General features: G+C 72.6%; 24 protein-coding genes. 14 read left to right on the top strand and 10 right to left on the bottom strand.

Going from position 1 to position 25,545, the window contains the following annotated elements; all coding sequences use genetic code 11:
* Window positions 1–39 precede the first annotated feature (39 nt).
* The 6 genes from pdhA (at window position 40) to J7W19_RS15645 (ending at window position 7,003) form a co-directional block, all read left to right on the top strand.
* Window positions 40–1,191, top strand: a complete 1,152-nt coding sequence (gene pdhA / locus J7W19_RS15670; RefSeq protein ID WP_004939998.1) for a pyruvate dehydrogenase (acetyl-transferring) E1 component subunit alpha — start codon at window positions 40–42, stop codon at window positions 1,189–1,191.
* On the top strand, window positions 1,191–2,171 hold the full coding sequence (locus J7W19_RS15665; RefSeq protein ID WP_004940000.1) for an alpha-ketoacid dehydrogenase subunit beta: 981 nt from the start codon (window positions 1,191–1,193) through the stop codon (window positions 2,169–2,171). Before pdhA ends, J7W19_RS15665 begins: the two co-directional genes overlap by 1 nt.
* Before the next feature lie 21 nt (window positions 2,172–2,192).
* Window positions 2,193–3,701 carry a dihydrolipoamide acetyltransferase family protein gene (locus J7W19_RS15660; protein WP_004940003.1) on the top strand — a complete coding sequence of 503 codons (1,509 nt, stop codon included), beginning with the start codon at window positions 2,193–2,195 and terminating at the stop codon, window positions 3,699–3,701.
* A gap of 334 nt (window positions 3,702–4,035) precedes the next feature.
* Window positions 4,036–4,866, top strand: a complete 831-nt coding sequence (locus J7W19_RS15655; RefSeq protein WP_004940005.1) for a helix-turn-helix transcriptional regulator — start codon at window positions 4,036–4,038, stop codon at window positions 4,864–4,866.
* 161 nt (window positions 4,867–5,027) lie between these two features.
* Window positions 5,028–5,705 carry a GntR family transcriptional regulator gene (locus tag J7W19_RS15650; RefSeq protein WP_063825750.1) on the top strand — a complete coding sequence of 226 codons (678 nt, stop codon included), beginning with the start codon at window positions 5,028–5,030 and terminating at the stop codon, window positions 5,703–5,705.
* Window positions 5,702–7,003, top strand: a complete 1,302-nt coding sequence (locus J7W19_RS15645) for an MFS transporter (protein WP_004940009.1) — start codon at window positions 5,702–5,704, stop codon at window positions 7,001–7,003. Before J7W19_RS15650 ends, J7W19_RS15645 begins: the two co-directional genes overlap by 4 nt.
* Window positions 7,004–7,021: 18 nt before the next feature.
* On the opposite strand, the gene J7W19_RS15640 is transcribed toward J7W19_RS15645, so the two are convergent.
* Entirely contained in the window at window positions 7,022–7,852 is an 831-nt protein-coding gene (locus J7W19_RS15640; RefSeq protein ID WP_004940011.1) for a maleylpyruvate isomerase family mycothiol-dependent enzyme, read from the bottom strand.
* A gap of 130 nt (window positions 7,853–7,982) precedes the next feature.
* Here J7W19_RS15640 and J7W19_RS15635 point away from each other — a divergent pair, with 130 nt between their 5' ends.
* A complete protein-coding gene (locus J7W19_RS15635) occupies window positions 7,983–8,762 on the top strand; it encodes a carbon-nitrogen family hydrolase (RefSeq protein ID WP_004940013.1) in 780 nt (259 codons plus the stop codon).
* A gap of 20 nt (window positions 8,763–8,782) precedes the next feature.
* Here J7W19_RS15635 and J7W19_RS15630 read toward each other — a convergent pair whose 3' ends face one another.
* Both J7W19_RS15630 and J7W19_RS15625 read right to left on the bottom strand, forming a co-directional pair.
* Entirely contained in the window at window positions 8,783–9,229 is a 447-nt protein-coding gene (locus J7W19_RS15630; RefSeq protein WP_004940014.1) for a nuclear transport factor 2 family protein, read from the bottom strand.
* Window positions 9,230–9,540: 311 nt separating this feature from the next.
* Window positions 9,541–10,737, bottom strand: a complete 1,197-nt coding sequence (locus tag J7W19_RS15625) for a helix-turn-helix domain-containing protein (RefSeq protein ID WP_040887926.1) — start codon at window positions 10,735–10,737, stop codon at window positions 9,541–9,543.
* 148 nt (window positions 10,738–10,885) lie between these two features.
* Here J7W19_RS15625 and J7W19_RS15620 point away from each other — a divergent pair, with 148 nt between their 5' ends.
* The 4 genes from J7W19_RS15620 to J7W19_RS15605 all read left to right on the top strand — a co-directional run bounded on the left by J7W19_RS15620 (window position 10,886) and on the right by J7W19_RS15605 (window position 13,438).
* A complete protein-coding gene (locus tag J7W19_RS15620; RefSeq protein WP_004940017.1) occupies window positions 10,886–11,077 on the top strand; it encodes a hypothetical protein in 192 nt (63 codons plus the stop codon).
* A 105-nt stretch (window positions 11,078–11,182) separates the two neighbouring features.
* Window positions 11,183–11,323, top strand: a complete 141-nt coding sequence (locus tag J7W19_RS15615; protein WP_158688728.1) for a hypothetical protein — start codon at window positions 11,183–11,185, stop codon at window positions 11,321–11,323.
* 3 nt (window positions 11,324–11,326) lie between these two features.
* Window positions 11,327–11,515, top strand: coding sequence for a hypothetical protein (locus J7W19_RS15610; protein WP_004940024.1), 189 nt, complete (start codon window positions 11,327–11,329; stop codon window positions 11,513–11,515).
* A 96-nt stretch (window positions 11,516–11,611) separates the two neighbouring features.
* A complete protein-coding gene (locus J7W19_RS15605; protein ID WP_004940025.1) occupies window positions 11,612–13,438 on the top strand; it encodes an NHL domain-containing thioredoxin family protein in 1,827 nt (608 codons plus the stop codon).
* A 14-nt stretch (window positions 13,439–13,452) separates the two neighbouring features.
* Here J7W19_RS15605 and J7W19_RS15600 read toward each other — a convergent pair whose 3' ends face one another.
* From J7W19_RS15600 to J7W19_RS15585, 4 genes are all read right to left on the bottom strand, one after another.
* Window positions 13,453–13,677, bottom strand: coding sequence for a DUF6458 family protein (locus tag J7W19_RS15600; protein ID WP_004940028.1), 225 nt, complete (start codon window positions 13,675–13,677; stop codon window positions 13,453–13,455).
* Between the two features lie 320 nt (window positions 13,678–13,997).
* The gene (locus tag J7W19_RS15595) at window positions 13,998–14,606 is read right to left on the bottom strand and encodes a DUF4232 domain-containing protein (protein WP_004940029.1); all 609 of its coding nucleotides are present in this window, start codon (window positions 14,604–14,606) and stop codon (window positions 13,998–14,000) included.
* A gap of 94 nt (window positions 14,607–14,700) precedes the next feature.
* Entirely contained in the window at window positions 14,701–15,990 is a 1,290-nt protein-coding gene (locus J7W19_RS15590; protein ID WP_004940031.1) for a M18 family aminopeptidase, read from the bottom strand.
* A gap of 98 nt (window positions 15,991–16,088) precedes the next feature.
* The gene (locus J7W19_RS15585) at window positions 16,089–17,915 is read right to left on the bottom strand and encodes an acyl-CoA dehydrogenase (RefSeq protein ID WP_004940034.1); all 1,827 of its coding nucleotides are present in this window, start codon (window positions 17,913–17,915) and stop codon (window positions 16,089–16,091) included.
* A 142-nt stretch (window positions 17,916–18,057) separates the two neighbouring features.
* On the opposite strand from J7W19_RS15585, the gene J7W19_RS15580 reads away from it, so the two are divergent.
* On the top strand, window positions 18,058–18,510 hold the full coding sequence (locus J7W19_RS15580; protein WP_004940035.1) for an SseB family protein: 453 nt from the start codon (window positions 18,058–18,060) through the stop codon (window positions 18,508–18,510).
* 225 nt (window positions 18,511–18,735) lie between these two features.
* Here the strand turns inward: J7W19_RS15580 and J7W19_RS15575 are convergent, their stop codons facing one another.
* Entirely contained in the window at window positions 18,736–19,701 is a 966-nt protein-coding gene (locus tag J7W19_RS15575) for a trypsin-like serine peptidase (protein ID WP_004947401.1), read from the bottom strand.
* 110 nt (window positions 19,702–19,811) lie between these two features.
* On the opposite strand from J7W19_RS15575, the gene J7W19_RS15570 reads away from it, so the two are divergent.
* Window positions 19,812–20,759 carry a pirin family protein gene (locus J7W19_RS15570; RefSeq protein WP_040890532.1) on the top strand — a complete coding sequence of 316 codons (948 nt, stop codon included), beginning with the start codon at window positions 19,812–19,814 and terminating at the stop codon, window positions 20,757–20,759.
* A 222-nt stretch (window positions 20,760–20,981) separates the two neighbouring features.
* On the opposite strand, the gene J7W19_RS15565 is transcribed toward J7W19_RS15570, so the two are convergent.
* Window positions 20,982–23,126, bottom strand: coding sequence for an ATP-binding SpoIIE family protein phosphatase (locus tag J7W19_RS15565; protein ID WP_004947407.1), 2,145 nt, complete (start codon window positions 23,124–23,126; stop codon window positions 20,982–20,984).
* A gap of 151 nt (window positions 23,127–23,277) precedes the next feature.
* Here J7W19_RS15565 and aspS point away from each other — a divergent pair, with 151 nt between their 5' ends.
* The gene (gene aspS, locus J7W19_RS15560; protein ID WP_004947411.1) at window positions 23,278–25,044 is read left to right on the top strand and encodes an aspartate--tRNA ligase; all 1,767 of its coding nucleotides are present in this window, start codon (window positions 23,278–23,280) and stop codon (window positions 25,042–25,044) included.
* Window positions 25,045–25,161: 117 nt separating this feature from the next.
* Here aspS and J7W19_RS15555 read toward each other — a convergent pair whose 3' ends face one another.
* Window positions 25,162–25,536 carry a hypothetical protein gene (locus J7W19_RS15555; RefSeq protein WP_004947414.1) on the bottom strand — a complete coding sequence of 125 codons (375 nt, stop codon included), beginning with the start codon at window positions 25,534–25,536 and terminating at the stop codon, window positions 25,162–25,164.
* Window positions 25,537–25,545 lie beyond the last annotated feature (9 nt).

Below are 25,545 nucleotides of genomic sequence, written 5' to 3'. Positions count from 1 at the left end.
ACCGGCGACCCCGGGGGCCGGACAGACGGAGGAGCACACGTGACCGTGGACAGCACCGCCGCGCGCAAGCCGCGGGGCGGCAAACGCGCCGGAGCGAAGAAGCCGGCCGCCGGGGCGGGCGAGCCGGAGCTCGTACAGCTGCTGACGCCCGAGGGCGAGCGGGTCGAGCACCCGGACTACGCCATCGACGTGACGCCCGAGGAACTGCGCGGCCTGTACCGCGACATGGTGCTGACCCGCCGCTTCGACGGCGAGGCGACCACCCTCCAGCGCCAGGGCGAACTGGGCCTGTGGGCCTCCCTGCTGGGCCAGGAGGCCGCCCAGATCGGCTCCGGCCGGGCCACCCGCGACGACGACTACGTCTTCCCGACCTACCGCGAGCACGGTGTCGCCTGGTGCCGGGGCGTCGACCCGACCAACCTCCTGGGAATGTTCCGCGGCGTCAACAACGGCGGCTGGGACCCCAACGAGAACAACTTCCACCTCTACACGATCGTCATCGGCTCGCAGGCGCTGCACGCCACCGGCTACGCGATGGGCATCACCAAGGACGGCGCCGACTCGGCCGTCATCGCCTACTTCGGCGACGGCGCGACCAGCCAGGGCGACGTCGCCGAGGCGTTCACCTTCGCCGCCGTCTACAACGCCCCCGTGGTCTTCTTCTGCCAGAACAACCAGTGGGCCATCTCCGAGCCCACCGAGAAGCAGACCCGCGTGCCCCTCTACCGCCGCGCCCAGGGCTACGGCTTCCCCGGCGTCCGCGTCGACGGCAACGACGTGCTGGCCTGCCTCGCCGTCACCCGGGCCGCGCTGGAGCGCGCCCGCACCGGCCAGGGCCCCACCTTCGTCGAGGCGTTCACCTACCGCATGGGCGCCCACACCACCTCCGACGACCCCACCCGCTACCGGCGGGACGAGGAGCGGGAGCTGTGGGAGGCCAAGGACCCGATCCTGCGGCTCCGTCGCCACCTGGAGCGCGAGGGCCTGGCCGACGCCGAGTTCTTCGCCGCCCTGGAGGCCGAGAGCGACGCGCTGGCCAAGCGCGTCCGCGAGACCGTGCGCGCCATGCCTGACCCGGACAGCACGGCCATCTTCGAGAACATCTACGCGGACGGCCACGCGCTGGTCGACGAGGAACGCGAACAATTCATCGCCTACCAGGCTTCGTTCGCCGACGAGGAGAGCAAGTAATGGCCACCGAGAAGCTCTCCATCGCCAAGGCGATCAACGCCTCCCTGCGCACCGCCCTGGAGAACGACCCCAAGGTCGTCATCATGGGCGAGGACGTCGGCAAGCTCGGCGGCGTCTTCCGCGTGACCGACGGGCTCCAGAAGGACTTCGGCGAGGAGCGGGTCATCGACACCCCGCTCGCCGAGTCCGGCATCGTCGGCACCGCCATCGGCCTGGCCCTGCGCGGCTACCGGCCGGTCGTGGAGATCCAGTTCGACGGGTTCGTGTTCCCGGCGTACGACCAGATCGTCACCCAGCTCGCCAAGATGCACGCCCGCGCGCTCGGCAAGATCAAGATGCCGGTCGTCGTCCGCATCCCCTACGGCGGTGCCATCGGGGCCGTCGAGCACCACAGCGAGTCCCCGGAGTCGCTGTTCGCGCACGTCGCCGGTCTGAAGATCGTGTCGCCGTCGAACGCGTCCGACGCCTACTGGATGCTCCAGCAGGCCATCCAGAGCGACGACCCGGTCATCTACTTCGAGCCCAAGCGCCGCTACCACGACCGCTCCGAGGTCGACACCGACGCGATCCCCGGCCCGCTGCACACCGCCCGCACGGTGCGCCAGGGCACGGACCTGACGCTGGCCGCCTACGGGCCCATGGTCAAGACCTGTCTGGAGGCGGCCGCGGCCGCCGCCGAGGAGGGCAAGAACCTGGAGGTGCTCGACCTTCGGTCGATCTCCCCGATCGACTTCGACGCCATCCAGGCGTCCGTGGAGCGCACCCGCCGGCTCGTCGTCGTCCACGAGGCCCCGGTCTTCTTCGGCTCCGGCGCCGAGATCGCGGCCCGGATCACCGAGCGCTGCTTCTACCACCTGGAGGCCCCCGTCCTGCGGGTCGGCGGCTACCACGCCCCCTACCCCCCGTCGCGGCTGGAGGACGAGTACCTTCCCGGACTGGACCGGGTGCTCGACGCCGTAGACCGCGCGCTTGCGTACTGAGGGCTGAGGAGAGTCGTGACGATGACTGCGAGCACAGCGAGCGACCAGCGCTTCCGCGAGTTCAAGATGCCCGACGTGGGCGAGGGCCTCACCGAGGCCGAGATCCTCAAGTGGTACGTGGCGGTGGGGGACACCGTCTCCGACGGCCAGGTGGTCTGCGAGGTCGAGACGGCCAAGGCCGCCGTCGAACTGCCCATCCCCTTCGACGGCGTGGTGCACGAGCTGCGCTTCGAGGAGGGTGTGACGGTCGACGTCGGTACGGCGATCATCTCGGTCGACACCCGGCCCGGTGAGGGGCCCGTCACCGCGACCGGCGATGTGATCGACCCGGCCGCGGCCGGCGCCCCGGCCCAGCCCGCCGCGCACGCCGAGACGGCGGCCGCGCCGGAGGGCGAGGGCCAGGGGCAGGGCCGGCAGGCCGTCCTCGTGGGCTACGGCGCCGCGCCGTCGTCCACCAAGCGGCGCCCGCGCAAGGCCCGGCCCGAGGCGTCGACGGTCGGCGCGGCGGTCCAGGCGGAGCTGAACGGGCACGCGGCGCCCGCCGCTGCACCGGTGGCCCCGGCCGCCCCCGCAGCCCCGGCGGTCACCGCAGCCCCGGCGGTCACCGGCGCCCCCGCCGTCGTGGGGAGCGCCCGTCCGCTGGCCAAGCCGCCCGTCCGCAAGCTGGCCAAGGACCTCGGCATCGACCTCGCCGCCGTCAGCCCGACCGGGCCGGACGGGATCGTGACCCGCGAGGACGTGCACGCCGCCCACCAGGCCAGCGTGGCCCCGCCGGTCCAGGAGGCGCCCGTTGCCGCCCCGGCCGAGGCCCCCGCGAGCGCGTGGGCCGCCCGGGAGACCCGGATCCCGGTCAAGGGCGTCCGCAAGGCGACCGCGCAGGCCATGGTGGCCAGCGCCTTCACCGCGCCGCACGTCACGGAGTTCGTCACCGTCGACGTCACCCGCACGATGAAGCTCGTCCAGCGGCTGAAGGACGACCCGGACATGGCCGGGCTGCGGGTCAACCCGCTGCTGCTGGTGGCCAAGGCGTTCCTGGTGGCGATCCGCCGCAACCCGGACATCAACGCCTCCTGGGACGAGGAGAACCAGGAGATCGTCCGCAAGGACTACGTCAACCTGGGCATCGCCGCGGCGACGCCGCGCGGACTGATCGTGCCGAACATCAAGGAGGCGCAGGCCAAGACGCTCCCCGAGCTGTCGCGGGCGCTCTCCGACCTGGTGAGCACGGCGCGCGAGGGGAAGACCAGCCCGGCGGAGATGTCCGGCGGCACGGTCACCATCACCAACGTCGGCGTATTCGGCGTGGACACCGGGACGCCCATCATCAACCCGGGCGAGGCGGCGATCCTGGCGTTCGGCGCGATCAAGCTCCAGCCCTGGGTGCACAAGGGCAAGGTCAAGCCGCGGTACGTGACCACGCTGGCGCTCTCCTTCGACCACCGGCTGGTGGACGGGGAGCTCGGCTCGCGGGTGCTGGCCGACATCGCGGCGGTCCTGGAGCACCCGAAGCGGCTGCTCACCTGGGGCTGACCGGTTGATCGGCCTCCGGGGCGGGCGGTACCCCCGGATGTTTTCCGTACCGGGGGGCCGGTTTCCGCGCCGTGCGGCCGTTTCCACGTGGCCGTTTCCACGCGGCTGTATCCGTGTGGCCGTATCCGTGCGGCCGTATCCCTGACCGGACACGACGCAGGGCCCGGACGCGTCCATTCCTCACCCCCCTCCAGTGAGGAGCGGACGCCGTCCGGGCCCTCCGTTTCATGGCAGAGCGGCCTCGGACCATTCCATCGGCAGGGTGGAATGGCCCGTGTGGGGCAATTTACTTAAGATTGACCGACACTTGCAGTGTCGGAATCGGAGGCTCCCCTTGACCGGCGCGAGGGCGGACGGAGGCGTTCCGGACCCCGCGGAGGACGGCGAGTCCATCAGCCGTCTGCTCCGCGCCTGGCGGATGCGGGTAGACGCCCGGACCGTCCCCGAGCTGCGCGGCGTCCATCCCAGACCGGGCCGTCTGCTTTCGCAGCGGCACGTCGCCCGGCTCACCGGCGTCAGCGAGGGCTGGTACCGCGCCCTGGAGGCCGGCCGCCGCCAGGACTTCTCCGAGAGCTTCCTGCTCCGGGTCGCCGCCGCCCTGCGGCTGAGCGAGGCGGAGACGCTGACGCTCTTCCTCGCCGTCTGCGGGCGCCGCCCGCCCGGCTCCCCGTGCCCGGCCGGCGAACTCCCCCAGGGCGTCCGGAACCTGCTCGTCCAGCAGACCTCGTACCCCGCCTACCTCTCCGACAACGCCTGGAACATCGTCGCCTCCAACCACCTGATGGGCGAGTGGTTCCCCTGGGTGCTCCGCCCGGGAGCCAACCTCATGCGGTGGGCCCTGCTGCACCCCGAGGCCCGCGAGCAGATGCTGGACTGGGAGGACAGCTGCGCCCGCGTCTACCTCGCCATGCTCCGGGTCGCCGCCAACAGCAACCCGGGCGACGGCGGGCTGCGGGCCCTGGTCCGCGAGGTCCTCGACTCCGACGCCGACTGCCGCCGCATCTGGGCCGAGGAGCACGACGTCGTCGAGCACCGCGACGGCCACGTCTTCCGTCTTCGGCTGCCGTACCACGACCGCGCCGAGATCCGGGTGACCAGCCATGTGCTGCTGCCGATACAACGCCCGGACCTGCGCTTCGTCTTCATCACACCGCTGCCCGACTGAGCCCGCCCGGGCGCCCCGCGCCCCCCGTGCCGACGGGACGGCGCGACCGCCGCGGCGAGCCACCTCCGTCCACGCCGCCCGCGTCGCGGTCCGTACCACGTCCCGTCCGTATCGCGGACAGGCCCTCATCAAAGCATCTGTCTTGTATCTATGCTGTGTGCATGCCTTCCACCCCCGCTGTGACCCCCTCCATGGCGCCCACGGGCCGGCCGGCCGCGGCCGACCGCGTCTACGCGCACGTCAAGGACGGCGTCCTGCACCGGCGGTACGCCGGTGGGACGCTGCTCACGGAGGGCGGTCTCGCGGAGGCCGTAGGGGTCTCCCGGACGCCCGTACGGGAGGCGCTGCTGCGGCTGGAGGGCGAGGGACTGCTCAAGCTGTACCCGAAGAAGGGGGCGCTCGTGCTGGCCGTGTCCGCACAGGAGATCGCGGATGTGGTGGAGACCCGGCTGCTGGTGGAGAAGCACGCGGCGGCCAAGGCCGTGCCCGCTCCGCCGGCCCTCGTCACCCGGTTGGAGGAACTGCTCGCGGACATGCGCCGGCAGGCCGCCGAAGGCGACCTCGCCGCCGTCTCGGTCAGCGACCGCGCCTTCCACGCGGAGATCGTCCGCAACGCCGGGAACCAGATCCTGTCCCGCCTCTACGACCAGCTCCGCGACCGCCAGCTCCGGATGGGCGTCGCCGCGATGCACGCCCACCCGGACCGCATCGCCAAGAACATCGCCGAACACGCCGAGATCCTGGACGCCCTGCGGGCCGGTGACGCCCCCGCGGCCATCGCCGTCGTCGACCGGCACGTCAGCTGGGTGCGCACCCTCGCCCAGGGAAACGACCGATGACCGCCCCCTGTCCCGGCCTGCCCGGGGACCCGCCGGGCGGCCGGCGGGCGGCGGCGGTCTGGGGCGTCGGGGTCGGCGTCTACTTCGTCGCCATCGTCTTCCGCACCAGCCTCGGCGTCGCCGGGATCGACGCGGCCGAGCGGTTCCACATCAACGCCTCGGCCCTGTCCACGTTCTCCATACTCCAGCTGCTCGTCTACGCGGGCATGCAGATACCCGTCGGCCTGATGGTCGACCGCATGGGCACCAAGAAGGTGCTCGCCCTCGGCGCCGTTCTCTTCACCGCCGGGCAGCTCTGCTTCGCGCTCTCCCACTCCTACGCGATGGCCCTCGCCGCCCGCGCCCTCCTCGGCTGCGGCGACGCGATGACGTTCATCAGCGTCCTGCGGCTCGGCGCCCGCTGGTTCCCCGCCCGGCACGGGCCGATGGTCGCCCAGGTGGCGGCCCTGTTCGGGATGGCCGGCAACCTCGTCTCCACCCTCGTCCTCGCCCCGCTGCTGCACTCCCGCGGCTGGACCGCGACGTTCGGCGGCAGCGCGGCGGCCGGCGTCGTCGTCCTCGTCCTGCTCCTGGTCTTCCTCCGGGACCACCCGGAGGGGTACGCGCCGGAGCCCGCCCCGCACCCGGGCGCCGGCTACGTCCGGCAGCAGATCACCCGCGCCTGGCGGGAGCCCGGCACCCGGCTGGGCATGTGGGCGCACTTCACCACGCAGTTCCCGGCCATCGTCTTCCTGCTGCTGTGGGGCATGCCGTTCCTCGTCGAGGCCGAGGGGCTGAGCCGGGAGACCGCGGGTCGGCTGCTCACCCTCGTCGTCCTGGTGAACATGGCCGTCGGCCTGGTCTACGGCCAGATCGTCGCCCGGCACCACGCCGCCCGGCTGCCGCTCGTCCTCGGCACGATCGGCGCGACCGCGCTCCTCTGGGCGGCCACCCTGGCCTGGCCGGGACCGCACGCCCCCATGTGGCTGCTGATCACCCTCTGCGCGGTCCTCGGCGCCTGCGGCCCGGCCTCCATGATCGGCTTCGACTTCGCCCGGCCCGCCAACCCGCCGGAGCGGCAGGGCACCGCCTCCGGCATCGTCAACATGGGCGGCTTCACCGCGTCCATCACCACCCTGCTGGCCATCGGCGTCATCCTCGACGCGACGGACGACGACTACCGGGCCGCCTTCGCCACCTTCTTCGCCGTCCAGGCGGTGGGCCTGGCCCAGATCCTGCGCCTGCGCGAACGGGTCCGGCGGCGGGAGCGGGAACGGGTGGTGGCGTCGCGGGTGGAGACGGTGCACGTGCCGGTGTGACGGGCGGGGGCCCGAGCCTTACGGCGTCACCGCGAACGCCCGCAGGATCGCCTCCGCCAGCCGGGGATCGCCCTCCGCCGAGACCCGGCCGGCCACCCCCTCAGGACGGACCCGCCCGCAGGCCAGCCGGAGGTACGTCTCCCAGTCCATGGCGAGCGTCACCGCGGGCCCGAGCGACACACTGGAGTCGAGCGTGCCGCGCCCGTCCGCGTCGACCCGGACGGTCCGCAGGAACTCCACCGGCCCGTGCACGTCCACGACCACCGCGCTGCCGGGCGGCGCCCCCGCGTCCTTCGCCACCACCTTCGGCAGCGCGGCCAGCAGCACGTCGCGGGCGACCAGGGCGCCCGGCGCGTCCAGGTTGCCGGGCGCGCCCAGCGCCCGCCGCAGGTCCTGCTCGTGCACCCACACGTCGAAGGCCCGCATGGTCAGCTGGTGTTCGAGCGTCCGTTCCGGTCCCGCGCCCAGCGGCCAGCGCACCGTCGTCCGCGGCGACCGCGTCTCGTTCCGCAGCTGCCGCGACCGCCGGATGATCGTCAACTCCAGCTCGGAGGTCATCTCCAGCGCCGTGTGGCAGCGCCGGACGTCGACCTGCACCTCCACGTACCGCGAGAACTCGTCGGTGACGTGGAACAGGTCCCGGGGCAGCGTGTGGATGGGCCGCGGCTCGCCCAGCATCTCGCTCTCCACGCCGATGACGTGCGAGACGACGTCCCGCACCGACCACCCCGGGCACTCCGTTGGCCGGTTCCAGTCGCCCTCGGCGAGCGGTTTCACCAACTCGTTGATCGCTTCGATGGAATGGGTCCAGGCGTCGATGGCGGGCTGCAGACTGGGGTGGACGGTCACGTGATCCCTCGTGCGGTGCGTGCGTTCGGCGGCATGGTTACGGGGCAAGTGCTGTCTGGGTCTCAGCAGTTAAGTTACGCTGCGCACGGGCAGCACGGCAGAGGTTTCCCGGGCCGAGAGTGGTGGTACTGTGCGCGTCTCCCTGATCCAGCTCGCCGTGGACCCGGCGGAGCCGACGGCCGCCCGGCGGGAGCGCGCGGCCGGCCTCGTCCGCGCCCAGCGGGGCCGCGACCTGGTGGTCCTCCCCGAGCTCTGGACGATCGGCGCCTTCGCGTTCGACTCCTTCACCACCGGCTCCGAACCGCTCAACGGCCCTACGGCGACGGCGATGTCGGCCGCCGCGCGGGACGCCGGCGTCTGGCTGCACGCCGGCTCGATCCTCGAACGCGACCCGGACGGTGCGCTGTTCAACACCTCGCTCCTCTTCGCTCCCGACGGCACACTCGCCCGCACCTACCGCAAGATCCACCTCTTCGGCTTCGACCAGGGCGAGGCCGTCCTGCTGAGCGCGGGCCACGACATCGTCACCGCGCCCCTCCCGGAGACCGTGCTCGGCCTCGCCACCTGCTACGACCTCCGCTTCCCCGAACTCTTCCGGGCCCTGGTCGACGCCGGCGCCCAGACCCTCGTCATCCCGGCCGGCTGGCCCGAACGCCGCCGCGCCCACTGGACCCTGCTGGCCCGCGCCCGCGCGGTCGAGGACCAGGCGTACGTCCTGGCCTGCGGCACGGCGGGCACCCACGCGGGCGTGCCCCAGGCGGGCCACAGCCTCGTCGTCGACCCCTGGGGCGAGGTCCTGGCCGAGGCCGGCCCGGACGAGCAGATCCTCACCGCCGACCTGGACATGGCCCGGGTGGCGCGGACGCGCGAGGAGTTCCCGGCGCTGCGGAACCGGGTGCTGGGGCGCTGACGGGCGCGCCGGTCAGGCGCTCACGGCGTACAGGCCGCCGTGATCGACACTCCGTCCTCGTAGAGGTGGTGCCGGGTGATCCGGCCCCCTTCGACGGTGAGGCGGAGGGCGAACGGGCCGGCGAAGGTCTTCCCTGTCGCCCGGACCCGGCCCGACAGGCGGCCCAACAGGACGGCGTCGGTGCCGTCCACGAGGAATGTGTCCACGGAGGCCCACGCGTCCTCGGGCACGGTGTGCTCCTTCAACTCCGTGAACTGCGCCGCGCACTCGGCCGCGGTGGAGCGGGGACGGATCCACGGGACACCGGGGTTCTCGGCGAGCAGCCAGTCGACCTCGTCGGCGAAGAGGGCGACGAGCCGCTCGGTGTCCGCAGCGGCCCGGGCGGCGAGGAACTCCCGGACGACGGCCCGGGTGGCCTCGGCGGGACATGGGCTGCCGGCGGCTCCGGCGGTGGACGTGGCGGACATGAAACCCCCTCTGGAGCCGGCCGCAAGGCCGGAGCCCGGCGAGCCGTTCCCGCCGACGGCTCGATGTTGCCGGAGCCGGGCAGGGCGGTCGATTACGCCGGAGGTAAGCGGACGCCGACCGGCGGACCGCCGCCTCCGCACCACGAAGCACGGCCGTGACCGGGTCGTCGCAGCAGAATGCGGCCGTGTCCGCCGGCGACGACCGCCTAGGCTGCCACCACCATGCCCTTCGGCCGCGGCACTCAGGTGGGACCGGGTTCTCGGGCTTAGGCAAAGGCCCCCGTCGGGGGCGAGCCGCGCCATCCGGGGCCTCAAGCAGCGCTGCCGAGCAGGGCGCGCACCTCCGGCACCTCGCGGAACCGCTCCAGACGCGAGAGTACGACCTCGGTGCGCCGCGCCGTCCTGTCGCTGGCCAGGCTCGCGGACAGTGTCATGACCCGCTCCGCCGTCGCCGCCGCTTCCTCCGGCTCGTTGGCGTCGGTCAGGGCGACGGCCAGCCACGACAGGTAGAGCGCGAGTTCGCGCGTGTGCGTCGCGTCGTAGCGGCCGAGGACGTCCCGGAGCACCGGGACGGCTCGAAGCGGGCGACGCAGCTCCGTGTAGACGCGCGCTTCCATGACGCGCAGTTCCCCGGCGTCCACCCAGTAGAGGTAGCCGGGTTCGTCCTCCCCGCCATGGCCCGCCAGTGCTTCGCCCGCTTCGTTGACGGCCCTGATGGCCGCCTGGTCCTCCCCGGCCTTGGCATGCGCCCATGCCACACGGTCCAGGTAGAGGGCACGCGCCCGCGGCGGTGCTTCGTGGGCGTTCTCCAGGGCCGCGCGGGCCATGCCGAGCCCTTCCTGTACATCCCCCGTGTTCGTGCGCTGGTAGGCCAGCGAGCCCAGCAGGTTGCCCGCCAGCGTCGTGTCCTCCGCCGTATGCGCTGCCGACAACCCCAGTCGGTAGATCCGCTCGGCTTCCGCGTGCCGGCCGGCGTCACTCGCGATCCACCCGGCGATCTGTGCCAACTCCCCGATGACCCGCAGCAGGGACCGGCCTACGGCCTCCGTGTGGGTGCCTTCCCTGAACAGCCGTACGGCGGAGCCGAACTCGCGCAGTGCGGGACGCAGCAAGTCGCCCCCGGCGATCACGTCGTCGGCGAGCCTGAGCCCGTGGACGCGCCGCTGTAAGTCGGCAACGGCGGCCACCCCGACGCGTCGCCCCTCGCGAGCGCCGAGCGGGGCGAGCGGATCGCCCTCGGGCAAGTAGTCGGTCAGCGACGGCGGGGGCGGCTCAACGGTCTCGCGCGACGCCCGAAGCGCTTCCACGGGAACCCCAAGAGCCGCGGAGATAAACGGCAACCACTCGCGGGGCCTCCGCTTTCCCGTTTCCCACCTGCTGACTTCCTGCCGTCCGACCGGCTGCCCCTGAACATCGGCGACGCGGCACACCTCCCGCGCCAATCGCGCCTGACTCCATCCGCGTTGCTCACGAAATCGCCTGATGTTGGCCGCGACGCTTCCCGTCATGCCCCCAGTCTGGCCGACACCCGGCCTACACGGGGCCGCTGGTCGGCGCAGCCCTCCGGCAGGAGGATCACCGGCATGGCCAAGCGAGGAGATGCACCACCGGCCGCCCTGGAGCGCGCGCCGGCCGTGCCGCACCAGTGGTCCGCCCATGTATCCGACCCGGGACGAGTGCGGGATCTGCGACCGGTACCGCAGCGCCGTCAACGGTGCGATGGGGCGCGCCCAATGGGCCCGTGTCCAAGGCTTCCAGGACGAGGCCGACGCCGTTCGCCGCGAGGCCGCCGACTACCGCAAGGGGTGGAGAGAACACCTCGCGCAGGTCCCGCACAGGCCGGCGTGACGGCTCCGGGTTCCGTGCGGCGGTCGAGCCCCGGTGGATCGCCGACACCGCACAACGGCATGAGGACCCCCTTGTGCCCATGTAGCACCGACCCGAAAGGAGTACGTGTCCGTGAGCGAGGAGAAGCACGACAGCTGGGACCCGGACGAGAATCGTGACCAGGTCACCGACCCCGATACACAAGTCTCCCAGAACGGTAGCGTCTACAGCAGTCCGGCCGACGACGAGGAGCGCGAAGGGAAGTAGCGCATGATCCACGGCGAGCACCTGGCGAAAGACCTGCGACGTGACCACGGGTTCGTGCACATCGGGCGCACCAAGGACGGCAACGCCGTGATCATGCGCAAGGGCGACCGCTGGACCGTCGTGCCGCTCCGGTGGCTCACCGGTGACGCCGTGGCCACGATCAAGGCGCAGGCCGGGATCGGCCTCGTCTGACGGCCGCGCGCTCCCCGCGCCGCGGGCAGGGCCGTCCGCCCGGCCCCGTCAGGTGCCTGTGATCCCGCGTTCACAAGCGGATGGCACCCTTGAACCATGAACGCCGCTTCGCCCGCCCCCCGCCGCCCCCGTGTCCGCGCCCCCGAGCTCGTCGGTGCCGGTGGCTGGCTGAACACGGGAGGCGAGGAGCTCTCCCTGGCCGCGCTGCGCGGCCGGATCGTGATCCTGGACTTCTGGACGTTCTGCTGCGTGAACTGCCTGCACGTGTTGGACGAGCTCCGGGAGCTGGAGGAGAAGCACCGGGACACCACGGTGATCGTCGGGGTGCACTCGCCGAAGTTCGTGCACGAGGCCGAGCACCAGGCCGTCGTCGACGCCGTCGAGCGGTACGAGGTCCACCACCCCGTCCTGGACGACCCCGAGCTCGTCACCTGGAAGCAGTACGCCGTCCGGGCCTGGCCCACGCTCGTCGTCGTGGACCCCGAGGGGTACGTCGTGGCGCAGCACGCGGGCGAGGGGCACGCGCACGCCCTGGAGGCGCTGGTCAGCGAGCTGGAGGCGGAGCACGAGGCGAAGGGGACGCTGCGGCGCGGCGACACCCCGTACGTGGCTCCCGAGCCGGTCGCGGGGGAACTGCGGTTCCCGGGGAAGGCCCTGGCCCTGCCCGGGGGCGGCTACCTTGTCTCGGACACCACCCGGCACCAGCTCGTCGAGCTCGCCGCGGACGGCGAGACCGTCGTCCGGCGGATCGGGACGGGGGAGCGCGGGTTCGGTGACAGCCCGGCGCGGTTCAGCGAGCCGCAGGGGCTCGCGCTGCTGCCCGACGGGCGGGTGGCCGTCGCCGACACCGTCAACCACGCGCTGCGCGTCTACGACCCGGAGACCCACGAGGTCGGCACCCTGGCCGGTACCGGCCGCCAGTGGTGGCAGGGCGCGGCCACCGAGGGCCCCGCGCGCGAGGTCGCGCTGTCCTCGCCGTGGGACCTGGCCTGGTTCGCGGACCGGCTCTGGGTCGCCATGGCCGGCGTCCACCAGCTGTGGGCCTACGACCCGGCCGCCGGCACCGTCGGAGTCGCGGCCGGTACCACCAACGAGGGCCTGGTCGACGGGCCCGCCGCGGAGGCGTGGTTCGCCCAGCCGTCCGGGCTGGCCGCCGCCGAGGACCGGCTGTGGGTCGCCGACTCGGAGACGTCTGCGCTGCGTTACGTCGAGCGCGACGGGGACGGCTTCGCGGTCCGGACCGCCGTCGGCACCGGCCTGTTCGACTTCGGGCACCGGGACGGCGACGCGGCACAGGCCCTGTTCCAGCACCCGCTGGGCGTGACCGCGCTGCCCGACGGCTCGGTCGCCGTCTCCGACACCTACAACCACGCGCTGCGCCGCTACGATCCGGCGACCGGCCAGGTCACCACCCTGGCGACCGACCTGCGCGAGCCCTCCGACGCGGTCCTCGACGGCGACGACATCGTCGTCGTGGAGTCCGCCCGGCACCGGCTGACGCGGCTGCGGCTGCCGGAGGAGGCGGTACGGGTCGAGTCCGTCGCCCACCGCGCCCGGCGCGAGGCGACCGAGGTCGCGCCCGGCGAGCTGCTGCTCGACGTCGTCTTCCACGCGCCGGCCGGCCAGAAGCTGGACACCCGGTACGGGCCGTCCACGCGGCTGCTGGTCAGTGCCACCCCGCCGGAACTGCTCGCGGAGGGCGCCGGCGCGGGCAGCGACCTCGCCCGGCGCGTCGTCCTCGCGGACGGCGTCGGGGAGGGCGTGCTGCACGTCTCGGCGATGGCCGCGTCCTGCGACGACGACCCCGCCAACGAGTACCCCGCCTGCCATGTGCACCAGCAGGACTGGGGCGTTCCGGTCCGGATCGTCCCCGGCGGGGCGGACCGGCTGCCGCTGGTCCTGGCCGGGCTCGACACCGCCTGACCGTCGTCAGGGGGTCAGCGGACGAACCGGTGGTCCTCCTCGACCACCGGGGCCGCCGGCGGGGGCGGCTGCGTGCGGCGGCGCTTGAAGACGGCGACGTACGCGTTGAGGCCGATGAGACCGGCGGCCATGAGGATCAGGCCGGCGAGGGTGAGGTTGACGCCTTCGATGTGCCAGTCGACCGCGAAGGTCAGGATCGCTCCTGTCGCGATCAGGCCGATGCACCATCCCATGCCCATGGGGTGTCTCCTTCCGGGAGCGGTCGGCCGTTCATCGACGCGCCTACCCCCGGGTGGGGTGGGGATGTGCCCCCGGTCCCGCCCTTTCTCCCCCAGCTACCGCTGGGAGGTGCCCCCAGTTTCTTGCGGGGGCGAGCCCCCGCGCCCCCTGAAACCGCGCTCCGCGCGGTTGTCCTCAAACGCCGGACGGGCTGAAGTGTGCGCCCGGGCGCGAAATCAAGCCCGTCCGGCGTTTGAGGACGAGCGGCGAAGCCGCGAAAAAGGGGGTCTGGGGGCGCAGCCCCCAGGAATCGGCGAAGGGGCGGGACCGGGGCGCACCCTCACCCGCCCAGCGCAGCCGCCTCGCTCGCCACCCAGTACGACGTCCGCACCGAGTCGTCGATGCGCAGCTTCCCGCCCGGCAGCGCGGCCGGGACCTCACCGCCCTCCACCGGATCCCCGTTCGCCGCCTGGAGGCCGATGGACAACGCCTTGGCCTCGCGGGCCGTCCCGCCGTCGGGGGACGTGGGCCGGACGCCGGCGTACGCGGCCTTCCCGGGCGCCAGCCGGACCGGCTCCTTCGGCTTGCTGGCGGCGTCCATGTCGGCGGTCGCCTGGTCCTTGTCGAAGCGGAGGAAGGGGAAGCCGTAGGCGGTGCACTCCTTCTTCGCGGTGGCGACGAGGAGCAGCGCGCCGGCCGGCTTCTTCGCCGGCCGGGCCTCGACCTTGACGTCGGCCGGCGCGCAGGCGTCGCCCTTCTTGGCGCCCTTGCCCGCGCTGTCCTCGCCCGCGCCGCCGGGCGGCGCGTCGGAGGCCGTCGCCGCCGCCTGGTCGCTCTTGCCGTCCCCGTCGCCCTTGCCGCCGCCCCCACCCCCGCCGCAGGCGGTGAGGGTCAGGGCGGCCGCGGCGGTGAGGGCGACGGCGGTGGTCCGCAGGAGGCGGTGGGTCATGGGGTCCCCCGGGTGGGATGTCGGTGGTTCGGTGGTGCGCCGCCCAACCCGCCCGCGGGGACCGCCGGTTCGCGGCCAGGGCCCCGACGGGGTGTCAGCCCGCCAGGAAGGCGGTGAGCACCGAGGCGAGCAGATGCGGGTCGTCCGCGCCGCAGAGTTCGCGGGCGGAGTGCATGGAGAGGATAGCGATGCCTATGTCGACGGTGGCGATGCCGTGCCGGGCGGCGGTGATCGGGCCGATGGTGCTGCCGCAGGGGACGGAGTTGTTGGAGACGAAGTGCTGCCAGGGCACACCGGCCCGTTCGCACGCCTCCGTGAACGCGGCCCGCCCGCCGCCGTCCGTCGCGTAGCGCTGGTTGGCGTTGGTCTTCAGGATCGGGCCGCCGTTGGCGACGGGGTGGTGGCCGGGCTCGTGCCGTTCCGCGTAGTTGGGGTGCACGGCGTGGCCGGTGTCGGAGGAGAAGCAGATGGTGCCGGCGAAGGCGCGCGCCCGGTCCTCGTACGTCCCGCCGCGCGCGAACACCGAGCGCTCCAGGACGTTTCCGAGCAGCGGGCCCTCGGCGCCGGTGTCGGACTGGCTGCCGTTCTCCTCGTGGTCGAACGCGGCGAGGACGGGGATGCACGGCAGCGCCTCGGAGCTGACGGCGGCGGCCAGGGCGGCGGTGCCGGCATGTACGGAGACGAGGTTGTCCATCCGCGGCCCGGCGAGGAGTTCGCGGTCGCGGCCGAGGTACGCCGGGGGCTCGACGCTGTGCGTCATCAGGTCCCAGCCGGTGATCTCGTCGGCGCCGACGCCCGCTTCCTCGGCGACGAACCGGACGAGGTCGCCCTCGCGGACGTCGCCCAGGCCCCAGAGCGGCGTCATGTGCCGCTGCCGGTCCAGCGTCAGGCCCTCGTTGACGGTGCGGTCCAGGTGGATGGCGAGCTGCGGGACGCGCAGCAGCGCGCGGTCGACGTGGACGAGCCGGTGCTCGCCGCCGCGCAGGGTGAGCCGTCCGGAGAGGCCCAGGTCGCGGTCGAGCCAGGTGTTGAGCAGGGTGCCGCCGTAGATCTCGACGGCGATCTGGCGCCAGCCGTGCGCGCCGGTGTCGGGCCGCGGCTTGACGCGCAGGTTGGGGGAGTCGGTGTGCGCGCCGACGATGCGGAAGGGGGTGGCGGCCGTCGCGCCCTCGGGTACGTACCAGGCGATGAGCGCACCGCCGCGGATGACGAACTTGCCGCCCGCCGACGCGTCCCACGCGTCCGTCTCCGCGAGCTGCCGGAAACCCGCCTTCTCCAGCCGGGCCGCGGCGTTGGCCACCGCGTGGTACGGCGAGGGGCTCGCCGCCAGGAAGGACATGAGGTCGTCGGTATGGCCGCGGTCGAAGCGGTGCGCAGTGCTCATGGCCTCAGGATAAGGAGCGGGGCAAGGGGCGCGACGGGAACGCGCGGAGGCCCGCTCCGGCGTGGAGCGGGCCTCGTGCGTCAGGGGGTGGGGGGCTGTCAGAAGGCGGCCTCGTCCAGCTCCATCAGCGACTGGTCGACGTTCTCGGCGAGGGTGCGCTCGACCGAGACGCCGGGCAGGACGTTCGCGGCGAAGAACTTCGCGGCGGCGATCTTGCCGGTGTAGAACGCCTTGTCCTTGGCGGCGGCGGCCGGCAGCTTCTCGGCGGCGACGGCCGCGCCGCGGAGGAGCAGGTAGCCGACGACGACGTCACCGGAGGCCATCAGCAGGCGGGTGGTGTTGAGGCCGACCTTGTAGATGGACTTGACGTCCTTCTCGGTGGCGGCGAGGTCGGTCAGCATGGTGCCGACGATCGCCTCCAGCTCCCCGGCGGCCTTGGCGAGCTGCTCGCGGGCGGCGGCCAGCTCCTCGCCGCCGGCGGCCTCGGCGAGGAACTTCTTGATCTCCTCGGAGAGGGTGGTCAGCGCCTGGCCCTGGTCGCGGACGATCTTCCGGAAGAAGAAGTCCTGGCCCTGGATGGCGGTGGTGCCCTCGTAGAGGGTGTCGATCTTGGCGTCGCGGATGTACTGCTCGATCGGGTACTCCTGGAGGTACCCGGAGCCGCCGAACGTCTGGAGCGACTGCGCCAGCTGCTCGTAGGACTTCTCGGAGCCGTAGCCCTTGACGATCGGCAGCAGCAGGTCGTTGAGGCCGTTCAGCGCCTTGGTGTCCTCGCCCGCGGCCTCCTTGACCATGATCTCGTCCTGGACGGCGGCCGTGTAGAGGACGAGGGCGCGCATGCCCTCCGCGTACGCCTTCTGCGTCATCAGCGAGCGGCGCACGTCCGGGTGGTGCGTGATGGTGACCTTGGGGGCCTTCTTGTCGGTGAAGTTGGCCAGGTCGGGACCCTGCACGCGCTCCTTGGCGTACTCCAGGGCGTTGAGGTAGCCGGTGGAGAGGGTGGCGATGGCCTTCGTGCCGACCATCATCCGGGCGAACTCGATGATCATGAACATCTGGCGGATGCCGTCGTGCTTCTCGCCGATGAGCCAGCCCTTGGCGGGGTGCTTGTCGCCGAAGGTCATCTCGCAGGTGTTGGACGCCTTGAGGCCCATCTTGTGCTCGACGTTCGTGGCGTAGACGCCGTTGCGCGCGCCCAGCTCACCGGTCTCGAAGTCGAACTCGTACTTGGGCACGAGGAAGAGGGACAGGCCCTTGGTGCCCGGTCCGGCGCCCTCGGGACGGGCGAGGACGTAGTGGAGGATGTTGTCGGCCATGTCGTGCTCACCCGACGTGATGAACCGCTTCACGCCCGTGATGTGCCAGGAGCCGTCCTCCTGCTGGACGGCCTTGGTGCGGCCGGCGCCCACGTCCGAACCGGCGTCCGGCTCGGTGAGGACCATGGTCGAGCCCCACTGCTTCTCCACCGCGATCTTCGCGATGTGCTTCTGCTGCTCGGTGCCCTCCGCGAACAGCACGCCGGCGAAGGCCGGGCCGGAGGAGTACATCCAGACGGCCGGGTTGGAGCCGAGGATCGTCTCCGCGAAGCCCCAGAGGAGGCTGCGCGGCGCGACCGTGCCGCCGATCTCCTCCGGGATGCCCAGGCGCCACCACTCGGCGTCCATGTACGCCTGGTAGCTCTTCTTGAAGGTGTCCGGGATGGGCGCGGTGTTGGTCTCGGGGTCGAAGACCGGCGGGTTCCGGTCGGTGTCGGCGTAGGACGCGGCCAGCTCGTTCTCCGAGAGGCGGGCGATCTCCGACAGGATGTCCTTGGCGGTCTCGACGTCCATCTCCGCGAACGGGCCGGTGCCGTACAGCTTGTCGCGGCCGAGCACCTCGAAGAGGTTGAACTCGATGTCGCGGAGATTCGACTTGTAGTGGCCCATGACAACGGCTCCGTAAGGGGTGACGGGAGGGCGTTCCTCGTGCTTACCGAGTGCGTACCGATCGGTAATCTGCATGATGCTACCCACCGGTAATAAGAAGCAACCCCTGTTGGGCCAACTGTGACTGGTTACGCTTTGGCCCATGTACGGCTACGACCAGAACGTGGGACAACAGGGCTACGCGCCGCCGCAGCAGCCCGGCGGCTACGGCGAGCAGCCGCTCTACCCCGAGCCGTCCCCGCCGTCGCTCGCCGACGCGGTACGGGCCTTCACCACCGGCTCGATGTCCGCCGAGGACTTCCAGGTCATCTTCGCCAACTCCAAGGTCTACTGCCCCCGCGGCGACAACCCCGGCTTCCTCGCGCTGCACAACACCCAGCACCCGGTGATCCCGATGTTCACCTCGCTGAAGGAGCTGCGGCGCTACGCGGGCAAGGAGTCGAAGTACTTCGTCATCACGGGGGCGGAGGTGATCGACCTGCTGCCGACGGGGTACGGGTTCGTCCTCGACATGGAGGGGGACCACCGGATGGTGTTCGACGCGAAGGCGGTCGAGCAGATGGTGGACTTCGCGATGCGGCGGATGTACGGGTGAGGGGGGTGCCCCGGACCCGCCCCTTCGCCGTTTCCTGGGGCTGCGCCCCAGACCCCCTTTTTCGCGGCTTCGCCGCTCGTCCTCAAGCGCCGGACGGGCTGGTCTTCAGCCCGTCCGGCGTTTGAGGACAACCGCGCGGAGCGCGGTTTCAGGGGGTGCGGGGGCTTGCCCCCGCAGGAAACGGTGAATGGGGGTGCCCCCTCTGGGGGAGGGACCGGGGCACCCCTACCCGGCGGTCGCCCGCCGGTACAGCCGCTCCACCGCGTCCCCGAAGTACGAGCTGTACGACGTCTCATCGTCCCCACCCTCGTCCTTCCCCCCGAGCACACCCACCACCGTCCCCAGCCCCGACCCCGCGTCCACATCCGTGAGCAGCGGACTCCCACTCGTCCCCCCGGGCAGCCCCGCGCAGTCGAACCGCAGCTGCGAAGCGCTCTCCCGCCGCACCACGCTCTGGCAGGCCAGCGGCCGCTCGGCGTCCCCGGGGTAGCCGAGGACCCGGGCCGGGCGGTCCGCCGTCGGACGGAAGGCGATGCGTTCGGCGCCCGTGACGTCCTCCACCCGCGCGTCGGTGCCGACTTGACGCACTCGCAGGAACGCGACGTCGTGGTCCTCGTCCCGGCCGGTCATCCACTCGGGGTCGACGTCGATCGAGGTCGGCACCCAGACGCCGTAGGGCGCCTCGCCGTCGTGGTAGCCGGGGGCGAACGCGATGTCGGTGTGGAAGCCGTCGGTGTACACGCAGTGCGCGGCGGTGACCAGCAGGTCCCGCTGCCGGCTGTGGACGACGCTCGCAGTGCAGCCGTGGCCGGGCTCGTCCTGCTCGGTGGAGAAGAGCGGGCCGATGGCGGGCGAGGGCTCCCGGGGGGTCGCCTCCAGGGGCCGGGAGGGCGGCAGGGGCTCGACGCGCCGCGCCCCCCGGTCCGCCGCCCGCGCCGCGGGACGCCCCGACGCGCCCGATTCGATCCGTACCGCCGAGGCCATGGCGTCCGCGGCCGCGTCGCCCACGCCCTCCGGCTCCGCGTAGTGCCCCGAGGGCTCGCCCGCGGCCAGCGGCCCGTCGGTGGCCGCGCCGCGGGTCGCCACCAGGACGCCCAGCAGGGCCAGGGCCAGCACGCCGGCGAAGAGGAATGTGTACCCGGCCTTGCCGGGGCCGGGACGTGGTCCGGGACGGGCGGATCTGGCACGCATTGATCAAGTGTCCCAGGAGACCGGCCGGGAACACCCGCTCCTTGCAGGTTGTTCACTCTTCAACTAAATTGGAGGCAACCCGGGGGACGGAACGTCCGAAGGAGGGCGACATGCCTGCTGTAACTGCGGAGAACCCGCTGACCCTGCCGCGCGTGACCGCACCCGTGGGCCCGGCGGCCCGCCCGGTGCTGGCGGTGTCCACCGCGCCCGCCGGCTTCGAGGGCGAGGGCTTCCCGGTCCGCCGGGCCTTCGCCGGCATCGACTACCGGCACCTCGACCCGTTCATCATGATGGATCAGATGGGCGAGGTGGACTACGCGGCCGGGGAGCCGAAGGGCACCCCCTGGCACCCGCACCGCGGCTTCGAGACCGTCACGTACATCATCGACGGCACCTTCGTGCACCAGGACTCGCACGGCGGCGGTGGCGTGATCACCGACGGCGACACCCAGTGGATGACCGCCGGCTCCGGGCTGCTGCACATCGAGACGCCGCCCGAGGAACTGGTCGTCTCCGGCGGGCTGTTCCACGGCCTCCAGCTGTGGGTCAACCTGCCGGCCAGGGACAAGATGATCGCGCCCAAGTACCAGGACATCCGCGGCGGCAACGTCAAGCTGCTCGCCTCGGAGGACGGCGGCGCGCTGGTCCGGCTGATCGCCGGGGACGTCGCGGGCCACAGCGGCCCGGGCGCCACGCACACCCCGATAACGATGATCCACGCCTCGCTCACCCCGGGCGCCCGCCTGGTGCTGCCCTGGCGGCCCGACTTCAACGCGCTGGCCTACGGGCTGGCCGGGCACGGCACGGCCGGCACCGAGCGGCGGCCGTTCCGCAGCGGGCAGGCGGTGGTCTTCGGGGCCGGGGACGCGCTGGTGGTCCAGGCCGGGGACGCCCAGGACTCGCGCAGCGAGCGGTTCGAGGTCGTCCTGCTCGGCGGGCTGCCGCTGCGCGAGCCGATGATGCACTACGGCCCGTTCGTCATGAACACCCACGCCGAACTCGCCCAGGCCTTCGACGACTTCAAGGCCGGACGGCTGGGGACGATCCCGGCGTCCTGACCGCGCCGCCGCGCCCACCGACGACCGGTCCATTCATCCGGTGAATCACTCCAACGAGTGAAGGTGGTCGGCGTTCCCCTCGCCCGGCGCGGGGGAAGTAATCGGGCCCGCCCCTCCCGCGCGGGCCCGGCCCCTCCGGGCCCACCGGAAGGGGCGCCCCGGACGCGGTGGGGGCTCACCCGGTTCAGGGGGTGAGCCCCCACCGCCCCGCGCTCCGGCGTCTCAGGTGATCGCCGCCAGCTCGTCCGGCGACGGCCGCCCCGCCTCGTACAGCTCGAACCAGATGTTCTTGCCCTCGCCCTGCGGGTCCACCCCCCAGGCCCCGGCGAGCAACTCCATCAGCACCAGCCCGCGCCCCGACGAGGCCATCTCGCCGGGGTGGCGCCGGTGCGGCAGCTCGTCGCTGGTGTCCGCGACCTCCACCCGCACCCGCCGGCGCCCCCGCTCCCCGGCCACGGAGGCCCTCAGCAGCGCGTCCCCGTCCGTGTGCACCAGCACGTTGGTGAGCATCTCGGAGACCATGAGCACCGCCGAGTCGGTCTGGTCCGCGTCCGGCCAGTCGTGCATCAGGTCCCGCACCTGCTGCCGGGCCTCCGCGATGCGCTCCGGCTCGGCCTGGGCGATGCTCATCACCGTCCGCCGCGGCGGCAGCTCCCCGGCCCGCGCGGCGGCGGAGGCCGGCGGCTCGCGGCGGAGCAGCAGCAGCGCGATGTCGTCCTCCCGCCGGTCCACCAGCGGGCCGGTCGTGTAGTGCGAGGACGGGCCGTGGACGGCCTGGACGAGGGCGTCCGCCAGTGTCTCCAGGAACTCCGGGTCGTCCGCCGCCCGCTCGGCCTCGATCACCTCCCGCAGCCGCGACCAGCCGGTCTCCAGGTCGTGCCCGCCGGTCTCGATCAGGCCGTCGGTGCAGACCAGCATCGTCTCGCCGGGTTCCAGGAGCAGCCGGGTGGTCGGGTAGTCGGTGTCCGGGTCGATGCCCAGCGGCAGCCCGCCGGCCGTGGCGCGCACCAGCATCGTGCCGTCGCCCATCCGGATCGCCGGGTCCGGATGGCCGGCCCGGGCGATGACCAGCAGCCCGGTCGCCGGGTCCACCTCGATGTAGAGGCAGGTGGCGAAGCGCGGGTCCTGGGGGACGCCGTCGTCGACGCCGGACAGGCCGCTCTCGTTGATGCCGGACAGGAAGCGGGAGGCGCGGGAGAGGACGGCGTCCGGGTGGTGCCCCTCGGAGGCGTAGGCGCGCAGCGCGATCCGCAGCTGGCCCATCAGTCCGGCGGCGCGGACGTCGTGCCCCTGGACGTCCCCGATGACCAGCGCGAGCCGGCCGGAGGGCAGCGGGATCATGTCGTACCAGTCGCCGCCCACCTCCAGGCCGCCGCCGGTCGGCACATAGCGGGCCGCCACGGTCATCCCGGGGATGTCCGGCTGGACGGTCGGCATCATCGAGCGCTGGAGGCCGGCGGAGAGTTCCTTCTCCGACTCGTGAACGCTCGCCCTGCTCAGCGCCTGGGCCAGCATCCGGGCGACCGTGGTGAGGACCGACCGCTCGTCCGGGGTGAAGGCCACCGGCACGCTGAAGCCGGCCATCCAGGCGCCGATCGTCCGCCCGGCGTTGATCAGCGGCAGGAAGGCCCAGGACTTCCGGCCGAACCGGGCCACCAGCGGCCAGACCTTCGGGAAGCGGCGGGCGTACTCCTCGGGGGAGGGGATGTAGATCGCCCGGCCGGTGCGGACGACCTCGGGCGCCGGGTGGTTGCCGTCCAGCGGTATCTCCAGGAACGCCGAGACGTCCTCCAGCGCGTAACCGTGGTGGCCGATCAGCGTCACCCGGCCGCCGTCGGTGCCGAAGACCGCCAGCGCCGACGGCTCGAAGCCCGGCATCGACAGGCCCGCCGCCACCCGCAGCACCTCGGCGGTGGACCGGGCCTCGGCCAGCGCCCGGCCCGCGTCCAGCAGGAACGCCTCCCGGTTGCGGCGCCAGTCGCCGGTGACGGTCGTCCGGGCGGGCGAGGTGCCGGGGTGCGGCTCCGGGACCTCCTCCAGGATGCCGACGAGCGACTGGGGGCCGCCGCGGGCCGGCTGGCGGGTCCGGGCGCGGACCGTCCGGCGGACCCGTCCGGTCTCGTCCACCACCCGGATGCGGGCCTCGGCGAGCGCGTCCTCCGCGACGGCCACGCTGATCACGCCCTGGAACTCCACCCAGTCCACCGCGTGGAACCGGGCGCGCGCGGCCGACTCCGACAGCTCCGTCCGTACGGCGGGCAGCCCCAGCAGCCGGGCCGCCTCGGCGTCGAAGGTGACGCGTCCCGTGGCCCCGTCCCAGTGCCACAGGCCGGTCGCGACGGCGGCCAGCACGTCCTCGGTGCGCATTGCCCCACTTTATGCGGGTTCGCTCGGTGCAGACCACCGATGGCGGGTGGGGCAGTACCCTTGCTCAGTGCTGTATGCACGCTAACCCAGTGCGGCGAGCCAGTGCAGCGCGCCCCTCGAACCACGCCTTCGACCACGACTTGGATGAACGATGCATCGTTACCGGTCCCACACCTGCGGCGAGCTCCGTGCGGCTGACGTCGACACCGACGTGCGGCTGAGTGGCTGGCTGCACAATCGGCGCGACCTGGGCGGCATCCTCTTCATCGATCTCCGCGACCACCACGGTCTCGTGCAGCTCGTCGCCCGTCCCGGCACCCCCGCCAACGAGGCCCTGGGCCGGCTCACCAAGGAGACCGTCGTCCGCGTCGACGGTCGCGTCATGAGCCGCGGCGCCGAGAACGTCAACCCCGACCTGCCCACCGGCGAGATCGAGGTCGAGGTCACCGAGGTCGAGGTGCTCGGCGCCGCCGAGCCCCTGCCCTTCACGATCAACACTGAGGACGGCGTCAACGAGGAGCGCCGCCTGGAGTACCGCTTCCTCGACCTGCGCCGCGAGCGCATGCACCGCAACATCATGCTGCGCGGCGCGGTCATCCGCGCCATCCGCGAGAAGATGACCGCGCAGGGCTTCAACGAGCTGGCCACCCCGATCCTGTCCGCCACCTCCCCCGAGGGCGCGCGCGACTTCCTGGTGCCGTCCCGCCTGCACGCCGGCAAGTTCTACGCCCTGCCGCAGGCGCCGCAGCAGTTCAAGCAGCTGCTGATGATCGCGGGCTTCGACCGCTACTTCCAGATCGCGCCCTGCTTCCGCGACGAGGACGCCCGCGCCGACCGCTCGCCGGGCGAGTTCTACCAGCTCGACATGGAGATGTCCTTCGTCGAGCAGGAGGACGTCTTCCAGGTGATCGAGAAGGTCATGACCGAGCTCTTCGAGGAGTTCGGCAACGGCCGCCACGTCACCTCGCCGTTCCCGCGCATCCCGTTCCGCGAGGCGATGCTCAAGTACGGCTCCGACAAGCCGGACCTGCGCGCCAAGCTGGAACTGGTGGACATCTCCGACGTCTTCGAGGGCTCGGAGTTCAAGGCGTTCGCCGGCAAGCACGTGCGCGCCCTCGCGGTGCCGTCCGTGCAGGACCAGCCGCGCAAGTTCTTCGACGGCCTGGGCGAGTTCGCCGTCGAGCAGGGTGCCAAGGGCCTGGCCTGGGTCCGCGTCGGCGAGGACGGGACGCTGTCCGGCCCGATCGCCAAGTTCCTCACCGAGGAGAACGTCAAGGTCCTCACCGAGCGGCTGGGCCTGGCCGCCGGCCACGCCGTCTTCTTCGGCGCCGGCGAGTTCGACGAGGTCAGCAAGATCATGGGCGCGGTCCGCGTCGAGGCCGCCAAGCGCGCCGGCCAGTTCGAGGAGAACGTCTTCCGGTTCTGCTGGATCGTCGACTTCCCGATGTTCGAGAAGGACGAGGAGACCGGGAAGATCGAGTTCTCCCACAACCCGTTCTCCATGCCCCAGGGCGGCCTCGAGGCCCTGGAGACGATGGACCCGCTGGACATCCTCGCCTGGCAGTACGACATCGTCTGCAACGGCGTCGAGCTGTCCTCCGGCGCGATCCGGAACCACGAGCCCGAGGTCATGTACAAGGCGTTCGGGATCGCCGGCTACTCGCAGGAGGAGGTCGAGCGCGAGTTCGGCGGCATGCTCCGCGCGTTCAAGTTCGGCGCCCCGCCGCACGGCGGCATCGCCCCGGGCGTCGACCGCATCGTGATGCTGCTGGCCGACGAGCCCAACATCCGCGAGACCATCGCCTTCCCGCTCAACGGCAACGCCCAGGACCTGCTGATGGGCGCCCCGAGCGAGGTCGACGAGGCCCGGCTGAAGGAGCTGCACCTGTCGCTGCGCAAGCCGCCGACGGTGAAGTAACCGCAGGACGACCCGAGGGGCCCGGCGCCGATGTGCCGGGCCCTTCCGCGTTCCTTCCGGTACCGCCGCACCGGTGGCCGGGGCGGCCCCCACCCCCGTGGGGAGCCGTCGGCCGGCTCACACCAGCGCACCCAGGTCCGGCAGCGGTTCCGGCGGACAGCAGCCGGCCGCGGCGTGCACCGCACGCCCCAGCCGCCGCGGGGTGACCCGGTGCATCGGGAGGACGGTCCGCGCGCCGTACTCCCACACCGCCATCAGCTCCGCGTCGCCGAGCCCGTCGGCCACCACCAGCAGCGGGGCCCAGCTCCCGGCGCTGCGCCGGCGCAGCTCGCCAGCGGCGTCGCGGTCGTGCCGTCCGAGCAGCAGGATCTGCACCGCCGCGCCGTTCCTCACCACCCGGAGGCCGGGCAGGGTCCGCAGGCCGCGGACCAGGCGGGCGCGGCCCACCTCGTCGGTCGCGTGCACGCTCACGGTGATTCGGTCATCCAACACTGGTCCGGT

The organism is Streptomyces mobaraensis NBRC 13819 = DSM 40847, from assembly GCF_017916255.1.
GTDB classification, from domain to species: Bacteria; Actinomycetota; Actinomycetes; order Streptomycetales; family Streptomycetaceae; genus Streptomyces; species Streptomyces mobaraensis.
Note: the sequence above shows the minus strand (reverse complement) of the source record. Positions and strands in the feature narration are given on the sequence as shown.

Excerpts from the sequence above, each read along its gene's own strand:
- J7W19_RS15665 (WP_004940000.1), top strand. The coding sequence starts at position 1,191 with ATGGCCACCGAGAAGCTCTCCATCGCCAAGGCGATCAACGCCTCCCTG.
- J7W19_RS15660 (WP_004940003.1), top strand. The coding sequence starts at position 2,193 with ATGACTGCGAGCACAGCGAGCGACCAGCGCTTCCGCGAGTTCAAGATG.
- J7W19_RS15650 (WP_063825750.1), top strand. The coding sequence starts at position 5,028 with ATGCCTTCCACCCCCGCTGTGACCCCCTCCATGGCGCCCACGGGCCGG.
- J7W19_RS15645 (WP_004940009.1), top strand. The coding sequence starts at position 5,702 with ATGACCGCCCCCTGTCCCGGCCTGCCCGGGGACCCGCCGGGCGGCCGG.
- J7W19_RS15630 (WP_004940014.1), bottom strand. The coding sequence starts at position 9,229 with ATGTCCGCCACGTCCACCGCCGGAGCCGCCGGCAGCCCATGTCCCGCC.
- J7W19_RS15625 (WP_040887926.1), bottom strand. The coding sequence starts at position 10,737 with ATGACGGGAAGCGTCGCGGCCAACATCAGGCGATTTCGTGAGCAACGC.
- J7W19_RS15620 (WP_004940017.1), top strand. The coding sequence starts at position 10,886 with ATGTATCCGACCCGGGACGAGTGCGGGATCTGCGACCGGTACCGCAGC.
- J7W19_RS15610 (WP_004940024.1), top strand. The coding sequence starts at position 11,327 with ATGATCCACGGCGAGCACCTGGCGAAAGACCTGCGACGTGACCACGGG.
- J7W19_RS15605 (WP_004940025.1), top strand. The coding sequence starts at position 11,612 with ATGAACGCCGCTTCGCCCGCCCCCCGCCGCCCCCGTGTCCGCGCCCCC.
- J7W19_RS15600 (WP_004940028.1), bottom strand. The coding sequence starts at position 13,677 with ATGGGCATGGGATGGTGCATCGGCCTGATCGCGACAGGAGCGATCCTG.
- J7W19_RS15595 (WP_004940029.1), bottom strand. The coding sequence starts at position 14,606 with ATGACCCACCGCCTCCTGCGGACCACCGCCGTCGCCCTCACCGCCGCG.
- J7W19_RS15590 (WP_004940031.1), bottom strand. The coding sequence starts at position 15,990 with ATGAGCACTGCGCACCGCTTCGACCGCGGCCATACCGACGACCTCATG.
- J7W19_RS15585 (WP_004940034.1), bottom strand. The coding sequence starts at position 17,915 with ATGGGCCACTACAAGTCGAATCTCCGCGACATCGAGTTCAACCTCTTC.
- J7W19_RS15580 (WP_004940035.1), top strand. The coding sequence starts at position 18,058 with ATGTACGGCTACGACCAGAACGTGGGACAACAGGGCTACGCGCCGCCG.
- J7W19_RS15575 (WP_004947401.1), bottom strand. The coding sequence starts at position 19,701 with ATGCGTGCCAGATCCGCCCGTCCCGGACCACGTCCCGGCCCCGGCAAG.
- J7W19_RS15570 (WP_040890532.1), top strand. The coding sequence starts at position 19,812 with ATGCCTGCTGTAACTGCGGAGAACCCGCTGACCCTGCCGCGCGTGACC.
- J7W19_RS15565 (WP_004947407.1), bottom strand. The coding sequence starts at position 23,126 with ATGCGCACCGAGGACGTGCTGGCCGCCGTCGCGACCGGCCTGTGGCAC.
- aspS (WP_004947411.1), top strand. The coding sequence starts at position 23,278 with ATGCATCGTTACCGGTCCCACACCTGCGGCGAGCTCCGTGCGGCTGAC.